Source organism: Sinorhizobium fredii USDA 257 (assembly GCF_000265205.3).
Taxonomy (GTDB): domain Bacteria; phylum Pseudomonadota; class Alphaproteobacteria; order Rhizobiales; family Rhizobiaceae; genus Sinorhizobium; species Sinorhizobium fredii_B.
In genome coordinates, this window is sequence record NC_018000.1 from 427,273 (window position 1) to 452,531 (window position 25,259).

The window sequence follows — 25,259 nt, forward strand, 5'->3', positions numbered from 1 at the left end:
CCGACTGACCCGAAGGGGCGTTTGCCGTGGGGCGAGCGCCCCTCTTCCTTTTTGCCAATGCTGCAGCAGCGCGGCCGCAGCGATTATGGCATGAGGTTTGACAATGTTTCGATTCTTGCTGGGGCGCTTGGCAGTGCTGATCCCGACCTTTATCGGGGTCTCGATCATTGCCTTCTCCTTCATCCGCCTGCTTCCGGGCGATCCCGTGGCGCTGCTTTCCGGCGAACGGGTGATGTCGCCGGAGCGGCACGCCGAAATCTCTCACCAATTGGGCTTCGATCGCCCCATCGTCATGCAGTACCTGGATTACCTCTGGGGTGTGCTTCGCGGCGATTTCGGGGTGTCGATCGTCACCAAGAAGCCGGTGATCGACCAATTCCTGGAGCTCTTCCCGGCAACCGTCGAGCTCTCGCTCTGCGCCATCATCTTCGCCGTCGTCCTCGGTATTCCGGCCGGCGTGATTGCGGCAATCAAGCGGGGCTCCATCCTGGACCAGTTGATCATGGGCACCGCGCTGGTCGGCTTTTCGATGCCGATCTTCTGGTGGGGCCTCCTGCTGATCATCGTCGTCTCCGGCATGTTGCAGTGGACTCCGGTGTCCGGGCGTATTTCGCTGATGTTCTTCTTTCCTTCGGTCACCGGTTTCATGTTGGTCGATTCCCTTTTGTCGGGGCAGGAGGGGGCGTTCCAGTCGGCCTTCAGTCATCTGGTCCTGCCGACGATCGTGCTCGGCACCATTCCGCTCGCCGTCATCGCGCGCCAGACCCGTTCGGCGATGCTGGAGGTGCTTTCGGAAGACTACGTTCGCACCGCCCGCGCCAAGGGCCTTCCCACCTTCCGGGTGGTTGGCATCCATGCCTTGCGCAATGCGCTGATTCCGGTCGTGACCACCATCGGCCTGCAGATCGGTGTGATGCTGGCTGGCGCCATCCTGACGGAAAGCATCTTCTCCTGGCCGGGCATCGGCAAGTGGATGGTCGATTCAGTGTTCCGGCGCGACTACGCCGTCATTCAGGGCGGGCTGCTGATCATCGCCGCTGTCATCATGCTGGTGAACCTTGCCGTTGATTTGCTGTATGGGCTGATCAACCCCCGCATCCGGCATTGAGGAGGCGATATGACCGAAATTACCGCAACAAGCCCCATATCGACCGATCCGTCTCGCCGGGCGCGTCTCGCCGAATTCTGGTACTATTTTTCGGAGAACCGCGGCGCCGTCATAGGCCTGATGTTCTTTCTGTTTCTGGTGGTGCTCGCCCTGTGCGCTCCGCTCGTCGCACCGCATGATCCGACCATCCAGTACCGCGAATCCGTTCTGCTTCCGCCCTTCTGGCAGGAGGGCGGCCGCGCCGCGTTCCTTCTCGGAACGGACGCCGTCGGCCGCGACATGCTCTCCCGTCTCATCTACGGCACGCGCTTTTCGCTGTTCGTCGGCGTTATCGTGACCACATTGTCGCTGACGGGCGGCATCCTTGTCGGCGTCATCGCCGGTTATTTCCGCGGATGGGTGGACACCGTCATCATGCGGATCATGGACATCATTCTGGCCTTTCCGTCGCTGCTACTCGCGCTCGTTCTGGTGGCAGTGCTCGGGCCGGGCCTCACCAATGCGATGATCGCGATCGCTCTCGTTTTCCAGCCCCACTTCGTTCGCCTGACGCGAGCGGCCGTGATGACCGAGAAGACCAGGGATTACGTTGTCGCGGCGAAGGTGGCCGGAGCGGGGCACCTGAGGCTGATGTTCAAAACCATCCTGCCGAATTGCATGGCACCGCTGATCGTCCAGGCGACACTCTCCTTTTCGAGCGCCATTCTCGACGCCGCGGCGCTCGGCTTCCTCGGCATGGGCGCACAGCCGCCGACGCCGGAATGGGGCACGATGCTGGCGGAAGCCCGCGAGTTCATTCTGCGTGCCTGGTGGGTCGTCACGCTCCCCGGCCTCGCAATCCTCGTGACGGTGCTGGCGATCAATCTGATGGGCGATGGCCTGCGTGATGCTCTCGACCCCAAGCTGAAGAGGTCCTGACATGGCGCTTCTCGAAATCGAAAATCTCGTCGTCGAATTCCAGACGGCAACCGGGCCATTCCGGGCCGTCGACGGCGTCTCGCTCAAGGTCCATGAGGGCGAGGTTCTGGCGATCGTCGGGGAATCCGGCTCGGGCAAGTCCGTGTCCATGCTGGCGGCGATGGGGCTCCTGCCCTGGACCGCGAAGGTGACGGCCGACAAGCTCGCCTTCAACGGGCGGGATCTCCTGAAAATGCCGTCGGCCGAGCGCCGCAAGATCGTCGGAAAGGACATCGCGATGATCTTCCAGGAGCCGATCGCAAGCCTCAATCCGTGCTTTACGGTCGGCTTCCAGATCGAGGAAGTGCTACGTATCCATATGGGCCTCGATCGGGCGGCGCGGCGCAAGCGCGCCATCGAGCTCTTCGAGGCCGTCGGCATTCCCGATCCCGCCGAGCGCCTCGGGCATTTTCCTCACCAGATGTCGGGCGGGCAGTGCCAGCGCGTGATGATCGCGATTGCCCTTGCCTGCAATCCGAAGCTCCTCATCGCCGACGAGCCGACGACAGCGCTCGACGTCACGATCCAGAAGCAGATTCTCGACCTTCTGATGAAGCTGCAGCAGGAATACCGCATGGGCTTGATCATGATCACCCACAATATGGGTGTCGTCGCGGAAACGGCCGATCGCGTCGTCGTCCAGTACAAGGGCCGCAAGATCGAGGAGGCGGATGTGCTGTCGCTGTTCGCGGCGCCGAAGAGCAACTACACGCGCGCGCTTCTCGCCGCCCTCCCGGAAAACGCCACCGGGGATCGGTTGCCGACGATCTCCGAACTTTTCAATGAACAGCAGACGCTCGAGGGAGCCGCTCGATGACGCACGTTCTCGAAGCCCGTAACCTGGTGCGCGACTATCACATCCCGGGCAGTCTGTTTCGCAAGGCGCGCACCGTCCACGCGTTGAAGGGCGTCAGCTTCACCGTCGACGAGGGGAAGACGCTGGCGATCGTCGGCGAAAGCGGCTGCGGCAAGTCGACCCTCGGACGCATCATCACGCTTATCGACCCGGCCACCGCGGGAGAGCTGCTGATCGACGGCAAGAAGGTGGATATCGCCAGGGACGGCCTGACGTCTGAGATGCGCCGCAAGGTGCAGATTGTCTTTCAGAACCCCTATGGTTCCCTCAATCCGCGCCAGAAGATCGGCGACATCCTTGCCGAACCGCTCGTCATCAACACCAAGGTTCCCGCCGGCGAGCGCCGCGAGCTGGCGATGACGATGCTCAAGAAGGTCGGCCTCGAGGAGAAGCATTATAACCGCTATCCGCACATGTTCTCCGGCGGCCAGCGGCAGCGCATCGCCATCGCCCGCGCCCTGATGCTCAATCCCAAGCTGCTGGTGCTGGACGAGCCCGTCTCGGCGCTCGATCTCTCCGTTCAGGCGCAGGTCCTGAACCTGCTTGCCGACCTGCAGGACGAGTTCAAGCTCACCTATGTCTTCATCAGCCACGACCTCTCGGTGGTACGCTACATCGCCGACGACGTGATGGTAATGTATTACGGCGAGGCCGTCGAATATGGCAGCCGCGACGAGGTGTTTTCCAATCCGCAGCACAGCTACACGAAGACGCTGTTTGCGGCCACGCCGCGGGCGGATGTGGAGAGTATCAGGGCGCGGCTCGCCCGGAAGAATGCCGCTTGAGCGGCTCCAAACGGATCGGTAGAAAATCCAGCAATTCGCGTCTCCTACGCGAGTGCGGCTTGTTGGCGTTCTCATCCTGATCGTGTAGAGCATCTGCGCCGCTACTGTATTCTGGCCTTGGCGGCGGGCAGCCGAACTGGCCGGCAATTCCTTGTTCGGCCCAACACCAGGATGACCAATATGGAAATCAAGCGCTTTGAAACCGGTCCGCGGATGAGCCAGGCCGTGGTCTACAACAACACGGTCTATCTGGCCGGCCAGGTGGGCAACGCTGGAGACGATGTCGTCACTCAGACCAAGCAGGCGCTCGCCGAAGTGGATCGCCTGCTGGCGCTCGCCGGAACCGACAAGACGCGCATCCTCTCCGCCACCGTCTGGCTCGCTGACATGGCGGACTTCGCCAAGATGAACTCCGTCTGGGATGGCTGGGTGCCGCAGGGCCATACGCCTGCCCGCGCCACCGGCGAGGCCAAGCTCGCGACACCGGAGTACCTTGTCGAGGTCATCGTGACGGCAGCCCTCTGAGGGGCCACGTCACGCCACGTAACGTGTGTATTTGAACGCCGCCGGCTGAACAGTCCGGCGGCGTTTTGCCGCGCGTTGCCGGTGCGGCACAGCAGGAACGATTCCCCTCTTTGAAGCGTTTATCGGATCATTCCGCACGTGGAGGAATCGCCCATGGTCTATTGGCTGCCGCGGCTTTGTTTGCTGCTGATCGCCGGGGTGATTCTGGGCTTTGGCCTGTTCCCGCGGACCTCGGAGGAGGTTGCCTACACGTTGTTGATAATCCTTGTGGGGCTGGGGCTGCTTTCCGTGACGCTCCACATATTTCCGCCCGAAAAGCATTGATCACGGGGCCGCCGAAACCATGGGCGGAGAACTGCCCACGGCTTCCTGATGTCGGCCTAGCGCTGCAGACGCGTGGCCGGCGGTTCATGGCACGCGTGAGAAGAAAGAGGGAGCCGAAGCAAGTGCAGCTTGAAGAGGCGTATCGATGGACGCCAAAAGTGTAGCGGCTGTCCGTAGCCGCAAGCGCAACGCCGAAAAGGAAATCGCCTTGGCCGAGGCGACGAAGGCGGCGGCCCGCAAGCGCGATGGAATGGATCTCCTCGTCGCCTGGAGCATCATCGGGTTGTTCATCGTCGCTTGCTCGGCAGTCGTTTACGCCATGACGGCTATCCTGATGCCGATTGCTTTCGCCATCGTTGTCGGCATCGTGCTTGGCAGGGCAGCCGACGAGCTGGCGCGCTTCGGCCTTCCGCCGATCCTTGGCGGCCTCTTGCTGGCGCTTTTCTTCGTGCTCGGCCTCTCTTCGCTCGTCAATGCGCTCCTGGGGCCGATCACCGAGGTTGCGCGCGAGGCGCCGAGACTGGCCGAAGGCGTGGTGGAACGCGTGCTGCCCTTCATAGAGCGTTTCGAGTGGGGGCGGATTGCGCTCGCGCGAAGCATCGGCGCCGATGCCTTTGCGGACGTCATTGTGAAGAATGCAGGCCCGTTCCTCGGCGCGGTCGCGGCGAGCGTCACGCCGGCGCTGATCCAGACGCTGATTTTCCTTGCTGCCCTCGTCCTGTTCCTGCTCGGTCGCGTCCAGTTGCGCAGCACCATCATCCTGGCATTTCCGAGCCGCGAGGGCCGTCTGAGCGCGATCCGGATCATGAATGCCCTTGAAGACGGACTGACGCGATATTTCTCGACGGCCAGCCTGATCTATCTGGCGCTGGGCGGCTTCACCATGATGATCGCCCTGGTCGGCGGGCTGCCAATGCCGCCCCTGTGGGGGCTCTTCGCCTTTGTCTCGAGCTTCATTCCCTATCTCGGGGTCACGTTCATGACGCTGTCGCTGCTCGTGGGGGGCTTGATGGCCCATGACGCGCTGGTGCTGGCGTTCGCGCCGGCGACCGTCTTCTTTCTTATCCATCTGGCCATGGAGAACCTGGTCTTCCCGGCGATCCTCGGACGGCGCTTCGAAGTCAATCCCTTCCTGATCTTCGTCGCGATCCTGTTTTGGACATGGATGTGGGGGGCGGTCGGGGCCATCCTCGCGATGCCGCTGTCACTGATCGCCATGACCATCTTCGAGCAACTGCGCGAGGTTCCCCCGGAACCGCAACTGCCCGGGTGAAGTCATGAAAGGCTCCAGTCTTAGTCTTAGTCTAGCGACTTCCCGCCTGTGCTTGTTCGTCGAAGAACAGCGCCTGGCTGATCAGCGCCTTGACCATCTCCGGGTTGAAAGGCTTGGTCACGAGGAAGGCCGGCTCCGGCTTGTTGCCCGTCAGCAGCCGTTCGGGGAAAGCGGTAATGAAGATCACCGGGACGGCCGCCTGCGTCAGAATGTCGTTGACCGCGTCGATGCCGGAGCTCCCGTCGGCGAGCTGGATATCCGCGAGAATCATCTTGGGCGAAGTCTGCCGATAGATATCGATTGCCTCGCGATGCGTGCGGGCAATGCCCGTGACCCGATGCCCCAGGCTCGTCACCATGTCCTCGATGTCCATGGCGATGAGCGGCTCGTCTTCGATGATCATGATATCGGTGGCCACCTGGCGCGAAATCTCTTCCGAGGCGCCGGCCAGTAGTTTGGCAAACGCGCCCTGGTCGACCGACATGATTTCAGCGGCCTCGGCGCTAGAAAAACCTTCGACTGAGATCAGCAGGAATGCCTGTCGTGGCGCCGGCGCGATCAGCGACAGATTGGCGGCGGCCCTCTGCTCCCAGGCGAATGGCGAGGTCAGATTGGATCGATCGACCTTCAGCTTGTCGAAGAGCGAACAGAAAAGCTTGTATACGCTTATCCGGTCGCTCGATGCCGAGGGGAAACGGTTGATGTCTTCGATCAGCGCTTCCAAGACGGCGGCGACATAGGCATCGCCTGCCGCTTGCGAACCTGTGACGGCGCGGGCGTAACGCCTAAGGTAAGGAAGATGTGGCGCAATCCTGGTGGAAAGTGACATTTAGGCCTTCCTAAACTATTGTGCGTAAAGTCGGCACTTATGGGCGGTGGCGTGACGCAGGATACGTCAATGTAGTGCACGCGTCTTCCGAATGTAGGAAACGGTTTGCAGACTGCAATATACGAATGGAAAACAGCCGGGGGATTTGAGCCTTCGGTATTCGGAATTGAAAAATGAACGATGAGTCCAACGGGCGCGCGCGAGGCGTATTGGCTGCCGGCGCCAGGAAAAGCGATGCGAATGGCGTAGTCGCTTCCAGGTTGAGAGCACTTTATCAGGCTGTCGAGTCGGAGCCCGTGCCGCAACAGCTCATCGACCTCCTCCGGCGCCTCGACGAGGCCGAGAGGGCGCAAACAGGCGATTGACGAAAGGAAATTCTCCGGCCCTCCCGCCCGGGGAGGGCCGCGTGCCCCGCGGAATGATGACGAAGCTACCGCCGCAAATCCGCTTTCGCGAGGTCGTTGTCAGCAACGCGCGGTGTAACGGCGGCCGTAGCGGTCGCGGTAGACGCAGTAGCCGGGCTCGTTCGCACGGCCGATAAGGGCGCCGGCAACACCACCGACCGCCGCGCCGACCGCAGCACCCCTGACATCGTTCGATATGGCCCCACCGATGATGCCGCCGGAAGCGGCGCCGATCGCAGCACCCCTTTCCGTTTGCGTGCACGCAGCAGCAAGCGGAAGAATTACGCTGACGACGAGAAGGATCTTCTTCATGGTGCTTTCCTATCCGAGGTTGGTTGATCGAAAATGGGCACGGGGCGGCGAAACGGTCCGGTCGAAACCGGCCGGAATGAAGATCGCGAGGACGATTGCAGAAAGCAGGGTGAGTCGGCGTCTGCCGGGAGCACCAGAATAGGCGCGGCGAAGACTTGCAATTTCCCGACTCCCTTGTAGCTGTCGCCGCTGCGGCGCTCGTTATCGTTGTCAGAACGCCGATTACCGCCTTTTGTTCCGCGCGACCTCGGGGTGCCACGCCCGGTTGTTGCCGCCCGGGCCGGCCGGAGCTGAAATCTCATCTGTACAGCATTCGGGAAAATGACCGCTCTAGCGACGGGATCCGCGCTCGGTCCGTTCCAGGTTCTCGAGCAGGGCCTGGAGACGCTCGTTGCTCTTTCCTTCCGTGTGCATCTCAAGCTCACGCAGCGTTCTGCCGATGTGCAGATTATGGTTGCGCATATCCGCTGCGTGCCGGGGGATCTCTGTCACCGTTTTGAGTATATGTCGCGAAGGGATTTTCATTTCTTACCTGAGGAACTCTGTTTCCCGGAGAACGCCAAGCTGTGGCGAAGGTTCCTGCTGTCGTGGGTCGGCTCGCAATTGCGGATTGATTTTTCTTCGTTTCGCTAAACACATGGTTTCCGCCTGGTTAACGGCGTTGGGGACGAAACCGGAACAAAGGCGAAAGGCCGAGCGTTTGGATTTCAGTTCCAAGGCAAGGAGATAGCAAATGCTCTACTATGCCCTCATCTTTCTTGTGGTCGCCATTATAGCCGGCGTTCTCGGCTTCGGCGGCATAGCCGGCACCTCGGCGGGAATTGCCCAGATCCTGTTCTTCCTGTTCCTGATCTTCCTGGTGGTCTCGCTCGTTATGGGCATCTTCCGGCGAACGTGACGAGTGTTCACTGACTTGCGGAGCGGATCGCTCTCTGCTCCGCGCCAGTTTCCCAAGACCTTGTTTCTTTCATGGGGTGGGGCCTGACGCCTCGCCCTTTCGTGGCGCCTGCGCTGTTCCCTTGCCCCTTCTCGTCCGCTTGGCTATTCATGCGAACATCCTGCCGGTCGACTCCAATCAGGCCCTGCTGCCGGCTTCCCTGGGGCAGATCATGAGCAAGCTGAAGAAGTGACGCGCCGATTCATCGGGCGAAAGAACGGGGCATCATCTATGAAAACTGATGTAGTGGTATTGGGCGCCGGGATCGTCGGCATTTCGAGCGCCATTCACCTGGCGCGGCGCGGCAAATCGGTGGTGCTTCTCGATCGCCGCGGCGCGGGCGAGGAGACGTCGTTCGGCAATGCCGGCCTCATCCAACGGGAGGGCGTTTTCCCCTATGGCTTCCCGCACGACTTCGGGGCGCTTTTCCGCTACGCGCTGAACAACACCATCGATGCCAGCTATCACTTCCGCGCGCTGCCAAGCCTGGTGCCTTTCCTGGCGCGGTACTGGTGGCACTCGGGCTTCACCCAGCATCAGCGCATCGCCCATCTCTACGCGCCGCTGATCGAGAATTCCATCGCCGAGCACAGCGACCTGATCGACGCGTCCGGCGCCGGCGAGCTTATCCGCAAGGACGGCTGGATGAAGGTGTTCCGCACCGAGAAGGAGCGCGACGCCGCCTACAAGGATGCCGAAAAGCTCTCGGCCGGATTCGGCGTCAATCACCAGAAGCTTTCGACCAGTGAGTTGAAGACCCTCGAGCCCTCTATCCAGGTTGAGCTGGCCGGCGGTTTGCGCTGGACCGATCCCTGGTCGATCCGCGACCCGCACAGTCTGAACAAGGCCTATCTCGGCTATTTCCAGTCGCTCGGCGGCCGGCTTGTCTCGGGCGACGCTGCAACGCTCGAGCATATTCTGGAAGGCGCCGGCTGGCGCGTCGCGACGCCGGAAGGTCCGCTGGAAACCCGCGAGGTGGTGGTCGCCCTCGGCCCATGGGCCGACACGGTGACGCGCAAGCTCGGCTATCATTTCCCGCTTGCAGTCAAACGCGGCTATCATATGCATTACGGCACCAAGGATGGTGCTCAGTTGAACAACTGGGTGCTGGACGAGGAGATGGGATATTTTCTGGCGCCCATGCTGCGCGGTATCCGCCTGACGACGGGCGCCGAATTCGCGCTGCGCGACGCCCCGAAAACTCCCGTGCAGTTGACCCGTGCCGAGCGCGTCGCTCGTGAATTCTTCCCGCTCGCCGAACGGCGCGACGAGGAACCCTGGATCGGTGCTCGGCCGTGCACGCCCGACATGATGCCGATCATCGGCAAGGCGCCCAGGCACGAAGGCCTGTGGTTCGCCTTCGGTCATGCCCATCACGGCATGACCCTCGGCCCCGTCACCGGTCGGGCGCTTGCCGAAGCGATGACGGGCGAGAAGACCGTGGTCGACCTTGCGCCTTACCGGCCGGATCGCTTCCTCGCTTGAGCTCCTTCGGTTTCCGGAGCGTTTTTTTCACTCCCCTGGAACCAAAGCAGCCGAGAGGTGTTTTCCTCGCGGCTGAAGACGAGGATTCGGTGCGCTTGTGCTTTGCGTTGAGCCGGTCGCCGTCACTCAGGCGGCGAGGGAGGAGCCGATTCCATGAAAAACCAGACGATCGAATTCGCCGGCGAGGCCGTGGGCGCGTTGATGCCCGACGATGGGCAATTACGTTTTGTCGCTGTCAAATACAGCGTCTGGCCGCTCGATGGCCGGAGATTTGCGACGGCCGAGGAGGCGCTTCGGGCCGTTGCCGCCCTGCACGTCTTGCGGCAGAGGGGGCCGATCGGGACAAGAGCGGCGCCGACTGATCATTGCGAAGCGGTCGGTACTGCCGGTGCGCACTAGGCCGTAGTGACGATTTAAGATTTGGGATTCCCATCAGGGTGCAAATCAGATTCAACGCTGGCTTTTGGAGGCCAGCGATGGAAGGCGAAGCTCTTCGTGACGATCAGTGGGAGAAGGTGAAGCCGTTCGTTCCCGGGGGACGGAAGGGAAGGCGCGGCCCGCGCAGCGACGGGCGCCGCTTCTTCGACGCGTTGTTATGGATGGCCCGTTCCGGTGCACGCTGGCGTGATCTTCCAGAGCGATTCGGCCCATATCAGACGGCCAAGCGTCGCTATTACCGCTGGATCGAGATGGGCGTGTTTGACCGCCTGTTCGAAGCGATTGTCCGTGATCCCGATCTCGAATGGCTGGCGATCGACGCCACTGTCATCCGGGCGAATGCACAAGCCGCAGGCGCGCGGCGCAAAAGGGGGGACCTGAAGCCCAGGCTCTCGGGCGCTCGCGCGGCGGCTTCGGCACCAAGCTCCACGCCGTCGTAGATGCACTCGGCCTGCCGATCCGCTTCGCGATCGGACCCGGCCAGCAGAACGACATGGCGCCAGCCTGCGGCCTTGTCGCCGGACTGGCTTCAGGCCAAGTCATCGCCGACCGCGCCTACGATGCCGACAGCCTCCACGACGCCATCCTGGATCAGGGCGGCGAGCCGGTCATTCCGCCTCGCCGTCATCGCAAGCATCAGCACGGCTATGATCGGATCGCCTACCGCCAACGCTGGGGAATTGAGGGCTTCTTCGCCAAACTCAAGCAGTGGCGCCGCATCGCAACACGCTACGATAAGCTCGCAGCAACCTTCCTCGGCTTCGTCAAGCTCGCCAGCATCATGCTCTGGCTCAAATGATTAAATCGTCACCACAGCCTAGCATCACAGTTGCATATTTATTTATGATCTGAATCTATGGGTCTCCATGATTCGGAGGTCATGGATGGCAGGTGCATCAATCGAGACGACGCTTGAGCTTTGGGCATCATCGTTGCGCGACGTGAAGGCTCGCATGCGCGGACTGTTTACGCAGGAGCGAGTTGCAGCCTCTGCGAACCTTTTCCTGGACGGCTTGCTGGGTGACGAGCGGCGTAAGACAGGTTGGATGCGTGCTGAGGCGGCCGGTGATCCCGGCCCGTGGCGGCAACAAGCCATTCTGGGGCGCGGGCGCTGGGACGCGGACGCACTTCGCGACATCGTGCGAGAGTATGTCGTAGAAAACCTCGCCACGGATGATGCGGTCCTGGTCATCGACGAGACGGGCTTCCTCAAGCAGGGCAAGACATCGTGCGGTGTTGCACGTCAATATACAGGTTCGGCTGGCAAGATAACGAACTGCCAGATCGGTGTGTTCGCCGCCTATGTGTCCGTTCGCGGCCATGCCTTTATCGATCGAGCCCTGTACTTGCCCAAGAGCTGGACTGGCGATCCGGCAAGGCTTGCAGCAGCTCATGTTCCTCAGGCTACAGCCTTCGCTACCAAGCCAGGCCTGGCTGTCGAGATGATACGGCGTGCGCTGGCAGCCGACGTGCCGTTTTCATGGGTGGCCGCAGATGCGGTCTATGGCGTCGGGGACGTCGAAGGGACCCTGCGTCGAGCCTGCAAAGGCTACGTTCTTGGGGTTAAATCGGACCACCATTTCGGCTCCTGGTCGGGTAAGCCTCCGGTCGCCGGCACAGCGCAGGAGATCGCCCGTGATCTCGATCCAAGTGCATGGCAGCGTCTTTCCGCCGGTGAGGGCACCAAAGGCGCGCGGCTTCATGACTGGGCCTACTGCGAACTCGCCGATCTCGATGCCGACGAATATAACGAGACGAAATCGGGGCTTTGGACCCGTGGCCTGCTGATCCGGCGCAATATCAGCGACGGTGATCTCGCATTCTTCACCACATGGTGCCCGGCCGGGACGGACATCCAGACGCTCGTTTCCGTTGAAGGCCATCGCTGGGCGATCGAAGACAGCTTCGAGACCGCCAAGAACGAGCTCGGACTCGATCACAACGAAACCCGGTCATGGCATGGCTGGCATCGCCACGTCTCCCTCGTCATGCTTGCCTTCGCCATGATGGCGGTGATCCGGTACCGCGCCAATGACGCGACGCCCCCAAAAAGACCGCGGATGCCGACCATCAGGATTTGATCCGCTGGTCTATCCAGGAAGTCCGGCGCATCGCCATCAGGCTTGCTCAGCGTCGCATTAACCCCGCTTACGTCATCGCATGGTCATGCTGGAGACGCGCCCATCAGGCGGCCGCTCAACGAGCTCATCTCAAAACTAAAATGCAACTGTAATGCTAGAGCCTTTCCTGGTTAAATTGAGCCAACCCGAAGGGCCGGGCATCTTTCCGCCAGGATCAGAGGCGATCGCCTCGGCCGTACGTCCGGGTACGACTCTCGGCAATCGCCTATGCCCTGTCGAAAACCTGCTCCGGCAGAATGTTTCCATTTAACCAGGAAAGGCTCTAGGCCAAACTTCTCGCTTTGTTGAGTATGTCACCGGCCTCGGTTTTCCGAGCCGGTGGGCGCAGCATCGCGGTGGCGCGCTTCTCGGGAACCGTTCTCCTCTGTTCCTTCGGGCGCCTTCCATTGCAGCGCCACCTCCATCCGACCGAGGATGAAGAGGACGATGAGACTGGCTATGGCGGCAAAGGCGGCGATCAACCAAAAGCCGAAGCCGATCGACAGGCCGACGGCACCGGCAAGCCACATGCCGGCGCCCGTCGTCAGGCCTTTGACCTCGCCCTTCGAGAAGACGATCATGCCGGCGGCGAGGAAGGCGACCCCTGCGGTCACCGCCTCGACGACGCGGATCGGGTCGATGCGGACCTCCGGGCCCGACAGGCTCGCCATATGCACGCTTTCGACGGCGACCACGGCGAAGATCGCCGAGGCAAGACTCACCAGAATGTGCGTCCTGAGACCCGCGGGTTGCTGGCGCTTCTCCCGCTCTATACCGATGAGAGCACCGAGCAGGATTGCGCCACACAACCGCGCGAATATCACCGGATAGGGCGTGCGCGTCCCAACGAGGATGTCGGCAAGAATCTGGTCCATGAACGTGCTGATCGTGGTGGAATGGATTGAAAACCTAAGGCAACATCGCGTCGGAGCGACGGAATTCAAGGTTTTGAGGGCGGAGAGGCTTCTCCCCGCCCGAATCGTCTCTTGCCGGTCACTGTGCGGGAGGGGTCTGCGGCTGCGGTGCCGTTCCTTCAGGTGCCGGTGCCGGGGTCGCCGGCTGGGGCTGTGTTTCCAGCGCGGTAGGTGCCGTCTCCTGCGTCGTTCCCGATGTTCCTCCGGCCGGCGGCGTCGCCTCGCCGCTCGTCGCCGGTTGGTCGGTCGAGGGTTCTGTCGTCGTCGATGAGGTCGGAGTATCCTCCGCATCTCTGGTGAGTTCGGCCGGCAGCCAGGCGATCAGCGCAAGCACGAGACCGGCAAGCAGAATGACCAGCAACGGCCAAGTGCTGCGGGCCGCGCGCGCCTCGTGCACTTCTGGGGGCGGTGCCGGTTGTCCGGTTACTGGATCGACCGGAGGTCTATCCTTCAACTGGTCCTGTGGGTCCATGGCAGTCACATCCTTTCTGGCCTTCGTCCCTAGGCGCCAGCATCTGGCGATGATGATTCCCTAAATCAGCGAGGACTCAAGGAGGGGCGCTCGACCAAGCAAGTATAATTTAGAGCCTCGCCACGGGAGATGGAGAGGCGCTGGAATATTAAACGCGCGAAATATTGCAAGGTTCCGTTGCGCTCCTTCCGGAACACACCTGTGCTGGTAGAAGGTCCTTTACAGGGAAGCCGTTCGACTGCAAAAACGGAACGGGAATGCGAGAGCAAGAAGCGGGGAGGGATGGAAATGACCGGATCCTATGAAAACGGCACGTTCGTCGGACGTGCGTGGCGCGCCGATATCGAGGGGCCGAGCCTGGTGACGGTTCGAGCGGGAGAATTGATCGACATCACCTCGAAGGCGGTGCCGACGATGCGTGACCTCCTTGAGCTTCCCGACCCCGTCGCCCATGTCCGTTCTGCCCCTGGAGAAGCCCTTGCGTCCGTCGACGCCGTTATGGTCAAGGCGGAACGGGGCAGGGACGAGGTCCATCTTCTTGCCCCTTGCGACCTTCAGGCGATCAAGGCCTGCGGCGTCACCTTCGCTCGCTCGATGATCGAGCGCGTCATTGAGGAGCGCGCCGCCGGCGATGCCGCACGGGCCGAAGCGATCCGCACGCGGATAACGGCAATCATCGGCGACAGCCTCAGAAACTTGAAGGCCGGTTCGCCCGAAGCCGCCGGCGTCAAGGCCGCACTGATCGAGGAGGGCGTCTGGTCGCAATATCTCGAAGTCGGGATCGGCCCGGATGCCGAAGTCTTCACCAAGGCCCAGCCGCTCTCGGCGGTCGGCTGGGGTGCCGCGGTCGGCCTGCATCCGATTTCGCGGTGGAACAACCCGGAGCCGGAGATCGTCGTTGCGGTCTCCGCCGACGGTCGTGCCCAGGGTGCGACGCTCGGCAACGATGTCAACCTGCGCGACGTCGAGGGGCGATCGGCGCTGCTTCTCGGCAAGGCCAAGGACAACAACGCTTCGTGTGCGATCGGACCCTTCATCCGCCTCTTCGACGAGACCTACTCGATCGACGATGTGCGTAGTGCCGACCTCGATCTCCTGATCGAGGGCCCTGACGGCTTTCGCCTGAAGGGGGCGAGCACGATGCGCGAGATCAGCCGCGACCCGCTCGATCTTGTCGCCCAGACGATCGGGCCGCATCACCAGTACCCGGACGGGCTGATGCTCTTCATGGGAACCCTCTTCGCGCCGGTCGAGGACCGCGGCGAGCCGGGCCAGGGCTTTACCCACAAGATAGGCGACGTGGTGACGATCTCGAGCCCCGCCCTCGGCAGCCTCGTCAACACGGTGCGGCTTGCCACCGATTGCCCGCCCTGGACCTTCGGAACTGCAGCGTTGATGCGCAATCTCGCCAAACGCGGGCTGCTCTAGATCACGATGATTTTGGTTGGTTCGACCAAAAATCATAAACGTGATCGATTCTTAAGAAGGTTGAGCGGGATGCGGGCGGAAACGGCCCACATTTTTCCTCATCCCGCTCTAGACGCGAAGACATGGAGGAGAGATCGGACGGATTGCATCCGGCCGTCGTTCGTCGCAATCTCGGACGTCTGGATTGATCATTCGTTCAGGGTCTGAGGGTCGAAATGAAAGTCGTCATCGGGTTGGCCGCCGCCAGCCTTTTCGCTGCAGTCGCGGCGCATCCGCTGCGGGCGGAACCGTTGCAGAGCGTCGAGGAGGTCAGCACTGCACTCGGCCAGTGCTGGACTCCCCCGGCCGGCATCAGGGATTCCTTCGTCACGCTCAAATTCGGCTTCCGCGGCAACGGCACGCTGATGGGCCCGCCGCAGCCGACGGCGATCCGCGTTGCCGGAGACGCGGACCAGCGCAAGGCCTTCGTCGCCGCCGCGACGGCGGCGCTGCAGAACTGCATGCCGCTGGAGTTTTCGACGGAGCTCGCCGAGGAGATCGCGGGCAATGTGTTTACGTTGCAGTTCTATTCGGCGGACTAACCGGGCCAAACGGCCGCGGGTGTTGACGCGACGCTGCAAAGTTCAGGCGTTACGCGAAGGTCGCTGCCCAGCGTCTTTCGGCGATTGTGCCCGAAGGTCGGCCAGAGGCGACCTCGTGGCAGCTTCCAGGAGAGCCGATGGAGCAGATGGAGTTCTTGCTCCGTCAGCGGCCCACCCATCGCCCGGTCTGCTCTCCTCCGCCCTGCGGCTACCACCTAGCGATTGCACCCCTGTCACCGAAGGAACAACTCCTGGCTCCCTCGCAGATTAGCAATTTGCTCACGCCAGATCGGCGTAGCGATGCAACACTTGAGGAAGCCATGAGCAAGAAAGTGAAGTCCATAGCGCCGCTTCAGGCGACGTTCGCCCTTGATCCGTTGGCCGCCGGCTACACCATACCCGGCGTCGGCGATCAGACGGTGAATGGCGACGAGGGCAGTAATTCGATCAGTACCGGCTCCGGCCTTGACACGATCAACGGCGGTCTTGGCGCCGACACGATCAAGGCCGGCACTGGCGACGACGAAATTCTTAACCGGAGCGCCGCGGGCCTGCTTGGCGACAAGATCGACGGCGGTCTCGGCTTCGACATACTCGGAATCGATTTCAGCGGTTCGAGCAAAGGGGTCTCCTTTGCTGCCTTCGACCCGATTGTCTCGAAATCGGTTCTCGGCGCCACCATCGTCAACGTCGAGCGCTTCGAACTTGAGGGCAGCAATTTCGCCGACACGTTCACCGGCGGGCGCTGGGACGACTGGTTCGAGAGCGGAGCCGGCGATGACGTTCTGAACGGCGGCCTCGGCAAGGACTGGCTCGAGGGAGAGGACGGCAACGACAGGATTTATGGCGGCAACGGCAATGATTCCGTATTGGGCGGTGCCGGTGACGACTACCTCTCCGGTGGTTACGGAATCGACTGGCTCTCTGCCGACGATGGCAACGACACTTTGCTCGGCGGCGCCGGCGGCGATTACCTTTACGGCCATCACGGCAATGACAACATCAAGGGCGAGAGCGGCACCGACACTATATCTGGCGGCGGCGGCCGCGATGTCATCGACGGCGGCTCCGAGGACGACTATCTTGCCGGCGACGGCGACAATGACACGGTCCTCGGCGGAGCGGGCAACGATACGATTCGGCACAACATGGAAAGCTGGGCCGGTGACGGCAAGGACGTACTCGACGGCGGCGTCGGCTACGATGAGGTCGTACTGAGCGGCCTTTCCGGAACCTTCGCCGCCAAGTCCTCCTCGACCAAGCAGACGCTTTCCAACGGCACCACGATCGTCAACTTCGAGACCTACAGGATCAGCGGTTCGGAGACGGCCGACAGGTTCACTGGCTGGACCGGCGCCGATACGCTCTCCGGAAACTCCGGCAATGACACGCTCATAGGCCTCGGCGGCAACGATCATCTGAATGGCGGCCTCGGCAGCGACGTCCTCGATGGTGGTGACGGCAACGATCTCCTGATCGTCGGCAGCGGCGGCAAGGACACGATCAAGGGCGGCACCGGCTATGACACCATCTGGATCGATCGTTCCGACAGCACCAGCGGCCTGACCTTCAGCGTCTCCGGCGCCGTCGCAAAGCTCTCCGACGGCACCGTCGTGACCGATGGCGAAAGCTTCAGCATTGAAACGGGCAGTGGCAACGATGTGCTCTCGGCCGGAACTGCGGGCCATGTCGACTTCGACGCCGGCAGCGGCAACAACACGCTCACCGGCGGCAAGGGCAACGACCAGTTCTACAGCACCAGCGGCAACGATACCGTGAAGGGCGGCGACGGCGACGACCGCATCGGCGACAATGGCGGCGGCACCAACAAGCTCGACGGCGGTAACGGGAACGACCATATCACCGCCGACACCGAATCCGGTACGGGGCTGACGACGATCCTGGGAGGCGCGGGCAATGACATCGTGACCGTCAACAATGCCGGCGGTTCCACGGCGGGGCGCTTCTCCGTCGATGGAGGCATCGGCACCGATACGCTCTGGATCAGCCGCTACGACAGCACGAAGAATCTCTCCTTCGCGCTTTCCGCCAATGCGACGATGGCCAACGGCGACATCACGGCGAAGAACTTCGAGCGCGTCCACATCACTTCCGGTCAGGGTAACGACACGCTGACGGCCGGCGGTCTCGACGACGATCTGAACGGCAGCGGCGGCAACGACACGCTCAAGGGCCTTGGCGGCGCCGACGACCTCACCGGCTGGACGGGCGCGGACAAACTCTACGGCGGTGACGGGGACGACACGATCTACGGCAGCGGCGGCATCAAGGACACCAGTGCCGATCAACTTTACGGCGAGAAAGGCAACGACCTTCTGTTCATGAATGCTGGTGACTATGCCTCGGGCGGCGATGGCGCGGACCGGGTCATCATCGACCTCGCGGAAGAGACGTTCGATGTGTCCTTTGCCTTCGGAAACGGCCTTGTGAAGGTGAACGCCAATACGTCCGTCAACGGCATGGAGGCGGTTGATTACATAGGCGGCTCCGGCAAGGACACCGTGACCGGCAGCGCGTATGACGACTATCTCGACGGCGGAGCCGGAAACGACACCTTCAAGGGTGGCGGCGGAAACGACATCCTGGTTGACGGGAGAGGTAACGACAAGCTCTACGGCGATGCGGGCAACGACGAGTTCACCCGCTTCAGCGATGAAACCGGCACCGACTATTTCTCCGGCGGCTCCGGCGTCGACACGCTCGACTTTGACATAGTCTCTGACCAGTCGGTCATCGTCGACCTGGAGAACAATGCGAAGAACGGCGGGGTCGCCTCCGGCCTGTCGCTATCGAGCATCGAGAACGTGGTCGGTCGGACGAGCGACGATACGATCCTCGGCAACGGTGTCGCCAACACGCTGAAAGGCGGGCTTGGCGACGACAGGCTCGACGGCCGCGCCGGCAACGACACCATTGAAGGCGGCGGCCATGGCGACCTCCTGACCGGCGGAGCGGGCGCGGACAAGTTCATCTATGGCTCGGGTGAGGCGATCGGCTCCGGTGACCAGATCACCGACTTCAAGCGCGGCGAGGACAAGCTCGTCATCGATAAGGGCGTATTCCACTTCTCCAATCTCGTGCTCTACTCCGGCAACGACCTGAAGCCGACGGGTACGGCAGCCCAGTTCTTCTTCGAAAGGGACAACGGTCGCCTCTGGTATGACGCCGACGGTACCGGCAACGAGGCCGACGCCGTGCTCATGGTGACGCTGGACAAGGTCACGTCCCTCGCCGCCACCGACTTCCTTTTGATCTAGACACTCGCTGAGGGGCCGCCGGCCTTAGCTCGACGGCCCCTCATCATCGAAAAGTTCTGAACCCTTTCATGAGTCGCGGGCAACCGCCGTCGACCGGAGGGGCGGCAGAGTACGCTGGTAAGCAACGCATGAATGCAAGGTTCGGCGAATCAAGATCGGTGTGCGTCGCTTCGCCGGCCTGAGATCAGCCTCAGCCAGGGCGCCGAATGGAAGGCGCTCATCAGCCCGTACATCGGGACCATGCCGGTTATCGCGGATGCATCGCCGGCGGACGAGCAGAGCATGTCCGGCGGGCCGCCGAGAACGCCGGTAAGCAGCGCCATGGTTGCAAAGGTCGGCGCTGCAGCGAAGGACAGCCAGTCGGTCGCGCCGAACGCAGCGGTGTTGCCGTCCGAGGCGCCGCCCGGTCCGTGATCGGCGGACGGCGACCTTGTCGAGCTGTCGGAAGGGCGCAACATTGCGATGTCAGCCTTGACCATATTCGTCGTTTCGGCGCCACCAGACGCCGTTCTCGTTGCGCCCCAGCGGGGCTCGGTCGAGCCATTGGTACATACCCCAGATACCGTCCAGCCCGCGCGCATAGCTGGAATAGCTGTGGTAGACGACGCCGTCGTCGAGCACGAAGGCGCTGAGGCCCGGCCTGTCGCGCGTATAGGTGGCGACGTCGGTTCCGGTCATGGCTGCAATCTGTGCGACCGGTCCCTCGCTGCCGCGCAACTGCCACTCTTGTACGGTTTTTCCTGCGAGTGGTTCGGGCGCGGGCGGCTCGCGGCGGAAGTTGTACTCTATCCGGCCCTCACGCTGTTCGTCCGCTGTGAACCAAACGGAAAAGTCGCGGTTGAAATCGCTGTCGTTCGACGACGCCCAGGGAAAGCTCCAGCCCATCCGCCGCTTGTAGGCCGTAAGCTTCTCAAGCGGCGCACGCGAGACGGCGGTAAAGGCGACATCGTGGTTTTCGAGATGGACGACGATGCCGTTGAAGCCATCGGCGATCGAGGAACAGGACGGGCAGCCGGCCGTGTAATCGGGGCCGAACATGAAATGGTAGACAAGCAGCTGCGAGCGCCCTTGGAAAAGCTCCTTGAGCGAAGCGCTGCCCGCGTCGGTCTCGAACCGGTAGTCCTTGTCGATCCTGACCCACGGCAAGGCCTGGCGCTGCCGCGCCAGCTCGTCGCTTCTCCGCGTCAGTTCCTTCTCGGCTTCGAGCAGCTGGAGCCGTGCCTTGAGCCATTCTTCGCGGGTCCCGGTCCTGTGTTCCGTCATCGCTGGTCTCCTTCTTTCAGCTTTGCAAGTCAGCGGATAGACTACCGCCGCATGTCGAAGCGGTGGGAGTTACAAGTGTGACGGGATTTCGATGGATTCGCTGATCACCGCTGCGGCACGCGCCCTCGCAGGCGGTGATCCGCTCGGTGCCCTGAAGCGGGTCGCCCTGCGCGATGATCCGCCGGCGCTGGCCCTCAGAGGCATCGCCATGGCGCAGCTCGGCGACCTCGCTCGGGCAAAGACCCTCCTCAAGAATGCCGCGCGCGGCTTCGGTCCGAGAGAGGCGAGGGCCCGCGCAAGGTGCGTCGTCGCCGAGGCCGAAATCGCCCTCGTGTCGCGCGATCTCTCCTTTCCCTCCAAGGCGCTCGACATGGCGCGCGCGACGCTCGAAAAGCATGACGACTGGGTGAACGCCGCGCATGCGCGCAATCTCGTGGTGCGGCGCTTGCTGCTGGTCGGCCGGGTCGACGAGGCCGAGCGTGCGCTGGCCGACGTCGATCCCGCACCGCTTCCGCCCGCCTCGCGCGCCGCATATGAGCTGGTGGTCGCCGGAATCGCAATTCGCCGCCTGCAGACGAAGACGGCGCGGGCTGCGCTTGCGCGGGCCGAACGCGCCGCGCGCCACGCCAATATCCCCGCGCTGACGGCGGAAGTCGAAAGCGCGTCCCTCCTCCTCGACACGCCCGCGGCACGCCTGATCGAGCGGGGAGAGGGACGCCCCCTCCTGCTCGAGGAGGTCGAAATGCTGTTCGCATCGCAAGCGCTTGTCGTGGACGCCTGCCGCCATGTCGTTCGGGGTACTGGCACCGTGGTCTCGCTCGCGACACGGCCTGTCTTGTTCGCTCTTGCACGCGCGCTCGCGGAAGCCTGGCCGGGCGACGTGCCGAGGGGCGCCCTCATCGCGCGCGCCTTCCGGGCAAAGCATGCCGATGAATCGCATCGTGCCCGCTTGCGCGTCGAGATCGGCCGGCTTCGCGCGGAGCTTGGGAAGCTGGCGGAGGTGAGCGCAACGAAGCGCGGCTTCGCGCTGGCGCCGCGCCAGGCAGGCGAGCTCGTCGTGCTGGTACCGCCCGTCGAAGGTCAGCATGCGGCGATGCTCGCCTTTCTTGCCGACGGCGAGTCGTGGTCGAGCTCGGCGCTCGCGATTGCCCTTGGCGCCAGCCCGCGCACGGTACAGCGGGCGCTGGAAGCGCTTGGTGCCGCAGGCAAGGTGCAGTCGTTCGGCCGCGGGCGCGCGCGCCGCTGGATGACCCCGCCGGTGCCGGCATTCCCGACAGTCTTGTTACTCCCCGGTCCGCTGCCGGGCGACTAGGATCGGCGCGTCAGAATACCTCCTGCAACCGATCGAATGGGATCAACATATGAAACACGTTCAGGCCGAAATTCTCCGCGAATATGGACCCTTTCCAGGAGCCGACAATGTGCATGGCGTCACCTTCGACGGCCAGCATGTCTGGTTCGCGTCCGGCGACAAGCTCAACGCCTTCGATCCGGCGAACGGCGAGACGGTGCGCGCGATCGATGTCGCCGCACACGCCGGAACGGCCTTCGACGGCCGGCACCTGTTTCAGATTGCCGAGGACCGCATCCAGAAGATCGATCCGAAGACCGGCCGCGTGCTTTCGACGATCCCGGCGCCCGGCGAGGGGGGCGACTCGGGGCTCGCCTGGGCCGAAGGGACGCTCTGGGTCGGGCAGCATCGCGGCCGGAAAATCCATCAGATCGACCCCGAAACCGGCGCGATTCTCCGCACCATCGAATCCAACCGCGTCGTCACCGGCGTCACCTGGATCGACGGCGAGCTCTGGCACGGCACCTGGGAGGGCGACGAGAGCACGGTGAGGCGGGTCGATCCCGAGACGGGCAAGGTGCTGGAGACGCTCGATATGCCGGCCGGAATGGGCGTGTCGGGGCTCGAATCCGATGGCGGCGATCGGTTCTTCTGCGGAGGCGGAAAGAGCGGGAAGGTGAGGGCGGTGAGGAGGCCGAGATGAGCGCTGGCGCTGGGAGGTGGCTGCACGACCCCCGTACCCGTCTCCGTTCAGATGGAGACTCCGGCCTCGCGGAGGCCGTCCAACAGCCGATCGAGCAGGCCAGGGTCCCGGTAAGGTAAGGCCCGCCTCAGGTGGTCGATTGAGAAGTTCGGGTTGACCTCCAATACCTCCCGCCAATAGCGTCGCGCTTCTTCGTGGTGCCCGATGCGACCGTAGAGGCAGGCGAGATAAAAGCGCGTCATGTCCGATCGTGGCGCAAGCGTTAGCCGACGCTTGAAGGCGATCTCCGCCTCGTCAAAACGCCCGAGACTCAATAGAGCCCTCCCCAGGAAATGCAGCGACAGGTCGAATTGCGGGTCAAGCCGGTGGGCTCGTGTGTACGACGCAAGGGCCTCTTCGTGCCGGCCCTGGAAATCCCGTATGGTGCCAAGTGCTGTATGGGCGTTGGCGGAATTGGGGTCGAGTTCGATCGCCCGCTCTGCAGCGCGCTCCGCCTCGTCCAGACGCCGCATCCATGAAAGGGCAAGCGCAAGTGTGAAATGGCCTTGTGGCTCTGTACCGTCGGTCGCGATTGCCTCGTGGGCCAGTTCGAGTGCCTGTGTGAGATTGTCAGGGGTCGCGCCGTTCCACTGATTGATGAAGTCGGTCAAGGCGATGATCGAAAGCGAAGCATGGGCAGCCGCCATCCCTGGATCGATCTCGAGGGCGCGCTGCAGCATGTTGCGAGCCTCCGTGGACGATACGGCGCTGAACTGCAGGATGGCCTGACGGGCGCGGACGAGCAGGTCATAGGCTTCCGGATCCACCTTGCCGCGGCCCTCGCGGCGTTCCTCTTCTCCGGCCGTCAGCTTCACTCTGAGTGCGTTGACGATGGTGCGTGTCACTTCATCCTGAACCGCGAAGATATCTTCCAGTCCGCGGTCATAGCGCTCCGCCCACAAATGTCCGCCGGTGGTGCCGTCGATCATCTGGGCGTTGATGCGGATCCGGTCGGCCGCCCTGCGCACGCTGCCTTCCAGAACGTAGCGGACGCCGAGTTCCCGGCTCACCTTGCGAATGTCCGGCGTCTTGCCCTTGTAGGCGAAAGAGGAATTCCGGGCGATCACGAAGAGGCCGGAAACCTTCGAAAGATCCGTGATGATGTCCTCGGTGATGCCGTCGGCGAAATAGCCCTGCTCCGGGTCGCCGGACATGTTGTCAAACGGTAGAACGGCTATCGACGGTTTCTTTGGAAGATGCGGCGGGGTTTCGGCGGCGGAATTGATGGGAACGTTCGGGCGGTTGTTCGGCGACCAGGTCCAGATATGTACCGGACGTTCTATGTTCTTGACCTCGTGAAAACCACTGTCGGCAAAATCCAGATCAGTGCGACCATGCACATATTCATGAATTCCATCGGAAAGCGCCACGCCGCCAGGATCGGCAAGCGCCTCGATACGGGCAGCTACATTGACCCCATCGCCGTAGAGATCGCTGTCTTCGACCATGACGTCGCCCAGGTTGACACCGACGCGCAGGACGATAGCCTGGTCTTCCGGCATGTCTCGGTTCGCGGCCGCCATGGCCTGCTGAAGGGCTGCGGCGCATTCGACAGCATTGACGGCGCTGCCGAACTCGACAAGCACACCATCGCCAGTCCTCTTGAAGATACGGCCTTGGTGGATAAGGACGAGCGGCTCCAGCACCTCTTTCCACCGCGCCATTAGCAGCGTGTGGGTGCTTTTCTCGTCCCGCTCCATAAGCCGGCTGTAACCGACCACGTCAGCCGCCAAAATGGCGGCAAGCCGGCGTCTGATGGATTCGTTGGCCATGTGCAATGGCGCCTTCCTAGCACCCACTGATCAAATTTTACCGGCGTCTTGCTTCCCTGTCTATTCGGCTCTGGAATTGGGCAACATTCGACGCTTTGTACAAACGTTCTCTTGTGTGGCATGCCGATGCGCTGGCTGACGGCGGGGTTGGTCTCGCTAAGTCGTCCATTCACGTCGCGCCGGCGGAGGTGCCGTTATGAGATTCGCGCGTTGAAAAAAAAGGCAAATTTGTCGCAAGTTGCGCGACATGAATCGGCAACTCTAAAGGATGCGGACTGATAAGCGGGGTTGAACTTCTAAGAGAAGATATTGGCTGGGGAACCTGACGTAAAACGGTAGATAATTTCCGCTGCTGGGGCCGAAGCAGACCTTCGCTAGCTGGTCAGCATCAGCAGAGATGGGTGGGACCAGCCGTTCGGCGTGGTTCTGCCGAACGGCTTGATAGAGCGCCAGAAACAGAGCTTGATCACCCAAGCATAATCTGGGGTCATATTTTGGTTACTGAGACCGGAGGTCCGAAATGAAAGGTCATTGTGATTGCGGAAGCGTGGTTGTGACAATCCCGGAATTGCCGAACGAGATCAACGCGTGCCCGTGTTCCTTCTGCAACCGGGCTGGCGCGCAATGGGGATACTTCCCAGCCGGAACAGTCGACGTGAAAGGCGAAACCGAAGCCTACTGCCGTGCATCGCGCACCATTGAGTTTCACCGCTGTGCCATATGCGGCATCCTTACCCATTGGCAGACCAATGATCGACGGATCCGACACACGGGAGTCAACATGAGGAACTTTGATCCGGAAGTGATTGCGACAACCACAGTTGTGGCGAATCCCTGAGACAGCCTGGCCGCTGTGGGCTAAATCGAGCCGCTCATCGCACACGACGCGAACGACTGCACCGGTTCAACTAGCGCGGTAGCTGGCACGAGGATCGGAGGGTTATACGCCTGGCGTCGCAGTTCAGAGGAGGAGCGACTCGAGGCGGGACCTTGCAGCGGCTCGCCGGTGTGGGAGCCATGACAGGGGCAGTCCCAATACTGTTCGAAGCGGTTGCAGCGCACGACGCAGCCCATGTGGGTGCAGGTTGCGCTGCGAACTTGAGATCGCCCTCGTCAGCTTGAAATCTGTGCAGAGGTAAGCAGGCGACGGGTATTTTCATCCAGT

At 62.4% G+C, this 25,259-nt stretch carries 28 protein-coding genes; 20 read left to right on the plus strand and 8 right to left on the minus strand.

What is annotated here, in order from left to right:
* The first annotated feature begins 103 nt into the window (after positions 1-103).
* The 7 genes from USDA257_RS01900 to USDA257_RS01925 all read left to right on the plus strand — a co-directional run bounded on the left by USDA257_RS01900 (position 104) and on the right by USDA257_RS01925 (position 5,828).
* Entirely contained in the window at positions 104-1,108 is a 1,005-nt protein-coding gene (locus USDA257_RS01900) for an ABC transporter permease subunit (RefSeq protein WP_014761176.1), read from the plus strand.
* A gap of 9 nt (positions 1,109-1,117) precedes the next feature.
* Complete coding sequence (locus USDA257_RS01905) at positions 1,118-2,026, plus strand: ABC transporter permease subunit (protein WP_014761177.1); 909 nt, start codon at positions 1,118-1,120, stop codon at positions 2,024-2,026.
* Position 2,027: 1 nt separating this feature from the next.
* A complete protein-coding gene (locus tag USDA257_RS01910) occupies positions 2,028-2,882 on the plus strand; it encodes an ABC transporter ATP-binding protein (RefSeq protein ID WP_014761178.1) in 855 nt (284 codons plus the stop codon).
* Positions 2,879-3,706, plus strand: coding sequence for a dipeptide ABC transporter ATP-binding protein (locus USDA257_RS01915; RefSeq protein WP_014761179.1), 828 nt, complete (start codon positions 2,879-2,881; stop codon positions 3,704-3,706). Before USDA257_RS01910 ends, USDA257_RS01915 begins: the two co-directional genes overlap by 4 nt.
* A gap of 180 nt (positions 3,707-3,886) precedes the next feature.
* Positions 3,887-4,231: a RidA family protein gene (locus tag USDA257_RS01920; protein WP_014761180.1), complete on the plus strand. Its 345-nt coding sequence runs from the start codon at positions 3,887-3,889 to the stop codon at positions 4,229-4,231.
* Positions 4,232-4,384: 153 nt separating this feature from the next.
* Positions 4,385-4,555: a hypothetical protein gene (locus tag USDA257_RS36990; protein WP_080605498.1), complete on the plus strand. Its 171-nt coding sequence runs from the start codon at positions 4,385-4,387 to the stop codon at positions 4,553-4,555.
* Between the two features lie 145 nt (positions 4,556-4,700).
* Positions 4,701-5,828 carry an AI-2E family transporter gene (locus tag USDA257_RS01925; protein ID WP_014761182.1) on the plus strand — a complete coding sequence of 376 codons (1,128 nt, stop codon included), beginning with the start codon at positions 4,701-4,703 and terminating at the stop codon, positions 5,826-5,828.
* A gap of 31 nt (positions 5,829-5,859) precedes the next feature.
* Here USDA257_RS01925 and USDA257_RS01930 read toward each other — a convergent pair whose 3' ends face one another.
* Positions 5,860-6,657, minus strand: a complete 798-nt coding sequence (locus USDA257_RS01930) for a response regulator (protein WP_014761183.1) — start codon at positions 6,655-6,657, stop codon at positions 5,860-5,862.
* Positions 6,658-6,830: 173 nt separating this feature from the next.
* On the opposite strand from USDA257_RS01930, the gene USDA257_RS01935 reads away from it, so the two are divergent.
* Positions 6,831-7,022 carry a NepR family anti-sigma factor gene (locus tag USDA257_RS01935; RefSeq protein WP_041413814.1) on the plus strand — a complete coding sequence of 64 codons (192 nt, stop codon included), beginning with the start codon at positions 6,831-6,833 and terminating at the stop codon, positions 7,020-7,022.
* Between the two features lie 99 nt (positions 7,023-7,121).
* On the opposite strand, the gene USDA257_RS01940 is transcribed toward USDA257_RS01935, so the two are convergent.
* Positions 7,122-7,373 carry a YMGG-like glycine zipper-containing protein gene (locus tag USDA257_RS01940; protein ID WP_014761185.1) on the minus strand — a complete coding sequence of 84 codons (252 nt, stop codon included), beginning with the start codon at positions 7,371-7,373 and terminating at the stop codon, positions 7,122-7,124.
* A 321-nt stretch (positions 7,374-7,694) separates the two neighbouring features.
* On the opposite strand from USDA257_RS01940, the gene USDA257_RS36705 reads away from it, so the two are divergent.
* The 6 genes from USDA257_RS36705 to USDA257_RS01970 all read left to right on the plus strand — a co-directional run bounded on the left by USDA257_RS36705 (position 7,695) and on the right by USDA257_RS01970 (position 12,314).
* A complete protein-coding gene (locus tag USDA257_RS36705) occupies positions 7,695-8,006 on the plus strand; it encodes a hypothetical protein (RefSeq protein WP_041413816.1) in 312 nt (103 codons plus the stop codon).
* A gap of 100 nt (positions 8,007-8,106) precedes the next feature.
* The gene (locus USDA257_RS33365) at positions 8,107-8,271 is read left to right on the plus strand and encodes a DUF1328 domain-containing protein (protein ID WP_014761188.1); all 165 of its coding nucleotides are present in this window, start codon (positions 8,107-8,109) and stop codon (positions 8,269-8,271) included.
* 270 nt (positions 8,272-8,541) lie between these two features.
* Positions 8,542-9,795, plus strand: a complete 1,254-nt coding sequence (locus tag USDA257_RS01955; RefSeq protein WP_014761190.1) for an NAD(P)/FAD-dependent oxidoreductase — start codon at positions 8,542-8,544, stop codon at positions 9,793-9,795.
* Positions 9,796-9,948: 153 nt separating this feature from the next.
* Positions 9,949-10,194: a hypothetical protein gene (locus tag USDA257_RS01960; RefSeq protein WP_014761191.1), complete on the plus strand. Its 246-nt coding sequence runs from the start codon at positions 9,949-9,951 to the stop codon at positions 10,192-10,194.
* A gap of 77 nt (positions 10,195-10,271) precedes the next feature.
* Positions 10,272-11,032, plus strand: a protein-coding gene (locus USDA257_RS01965) for an IS5 family transposase (protein ID WP_086017989.1) whose coding sequence is annotated in 2 segments (ribosomal slippage) — positions 10,272-10,599 and positions 10,599-11,032 — 762 coding nt in all. Because the reading frame shifts where the segments join, the coding sequence is not laid out codon by codon here.
* Positions 11,033-11,099: 67 nt separating this feature from the next.
* On the plus strand, positions 11,100-12,314 hold the full coding sequence (locus USDA257_RS01970; RefSeq protein WP_080605500.1) for an IS701-like element ISRm31 family transposase: 1,215 nt from the start codon (positions 11,100-11,102) through the stop codon (positions 12,312-12,314).
* Between the two features lie 353 nt (positions 12,315-12,667).
* Here USDA257_RS01970 and USDA257_RS01975 read toward each other — a convergent pair whose 3' ends face one another.
* Together USDA257_RS01975 and USDA257_RS01980 are read right to left on the minus strand one after the other, a co-directional pair.
* Entirely contained in the window at positions 12,668-13,228 is a 561-nt protein-coding gene (locus USDA257_RS01975; protein WP_041413819.1) for an MgtC/SapB family protein, read from the minus strand.
* Between the two features lie 118 nt (positions 13,229-13,346).
* Positions 13,347-13,739: a hypothetical protein gene (locus tag USDA257_RS01980; RefSeq protein ID WP_041413821.1), complete on the minus strand. Its 393-nt coding sequence runs from the start codon at positions 13,737-13,739 to the stop codon at positions 13,347-13,349.
* 282 nt (positions 13,740-14,021) lie between these two features.
* Here USDA257_RS01980 and USDA257_RS01985 point away from each other — a divergent pair, with 282 nt between their 5' ends.
* The 3 genes from USDA257_RS01985 (at position 14,022) to USDA257_RS02000 (ending at position 19,026) form a co-directional block, all read left to right on the plus strand.
* On the plus strand, positions 14,022-15,167 hold the full coding sequence (locus USDA257_RS01985; protein WP_014761196.1) for a fumarylacetoacetate hydrolase family protein: 1,146 nt from the start codon (positions 14,022-14,024) through the stop codon (positions 15,165-15,167).
* A gap of 215 nt (positions 15,168-15,382) precedes the next feature.
* Positions 15,383-15,748 carry a hypothetical protein gene (locus USDA257_RS01990; RefSeq protein ID WP_014761197.1) on the plus strand — a complete coding sequence of 122 codons (366 nt, stop codon included), beginning with the start codon at positions 15,383-15,385 and terminating at the stop codon, positions 15,746-15,748.
* A gap of 320 nt (positions 15,749-16,068) precedes the next feature.
* The gene (locus USDA257_RS02000; RefSeq protein ID WP_041413826.1) at positions 16,069-19,026 is read left to right on the plus strand and encodes a calcium-binding protein; all 2,958 of its coding nucleotides are present in this window, start codon (positions 16,069-16,071) and stop codon (positions 19,024-19,026) included.
* Positions 19,027-19,175: 149 nt separating this feature from the next.
* Here the strand turns inward: USDA257_RS02000 and USDA257_RS02005 are convergent, their stop codons facing one another.
* Both USDA257_RS02005 and USDA257_RS02010 read right to left on the minus strand, forming a co-directional pair.
* Positions 19,176-19,484, minus strand: coding sequence for a hypothetical protein (locus USDA257_RS02005; protein ID WP_014761199.1), 309 nt, complete (start codon positions 19,482-19,484; stop codon positions 19,176-19,178).
* A 7-nt stretch (positions 19,485-19,491) separates the two neighbouring features.
* On the minus strand, positions 19,492-20,289 hold the full coding sequence (locus USDA257_RS02010; RefSeq protein WP_014761200.1) for a DUF899 domain-containing protein: 798 nt from the start codon (positions 20,287-20,289) through the stop codon (positions 19,492-19,494).
* A 91-nt stretch (positions 20,290-20,380) separates the two neighbouring features.
* Between USDA257_RS02010 and USDA257_RS02015 the strand changes: the two genes are divergently transcribed.
* Both USDA257_RS02015 and USDA257_RS02020 read left to right on the plus strand, forming a co-directional pair.
* On the plus strand, positions 20,381-21,601 hold the full coding sequence (locus USDA257_RS02015; RefSeq protein WP_014761201.1) for a hypothetical protein: 1,221 nt from the start codon (positions 20,381-20,383) through the stop codon (positions 21,599-21,601).
* Positions 21,602-21,650: 49 nt separating this feature from the next.
* Entirely contained in the window at positions 21,651-22,283 is a 633-nt protein-coding gene (locus USDA257_RS02020) for a Vgb family protein (RefSeq protein ID WP_014761202.1), read from the plus strand.
* A 47-nt stretch (positions 22,284-22,330) separates the two neighbouring features.
* Here USDA257_RS02020 and USDA257_RS02025 read toward each other — a convergent pair whose 3' ends face one another.
* Positions 22,331-24,094 carry an adenylate/guanylate cyclase domain-containing protein gene (locus USDA257_RS02025; RefSeq protein ID WP_014761203.1) on the minus strand — a complete coding sequence of 588 codons (1,764 nt, stop codon included), beginning with the start codon at positions 24,092-24,094 and terminating at the stop codon, positions 22,331-22,333.
* 520 nt (positions 24,095-24,614) lie between these two features.
* Here USDA257_RS02025 and USDA257_RS38980 point away from each other — a divergent pair.
* Complete coding sequence (locus tag USDA257_RS38980) at positions 24,615-24,932, plus strand: GFA family protein (protein WP_435369378.1); 318 nt, start codon at positions 24,615-24,617, stop codon at positions 24,930-24,932.
* 20 nt (positions 24,933-24,952) lie between these two features.
* Here USDA257_RS38980 and USDA257_RS33370 read toward each other — a convergent pair whose 3' ends face one another.
* Entirely contained in the window at positions 24,953-25,168 is a 216-nt protein-coding gene (locus USDA257_RS33370; RefSeq protein WP_080605501.1) for a hypothetical protein, read from the minus strand.
* Positions 25,169-25,259: the final 91 nt, after the last annotated feature.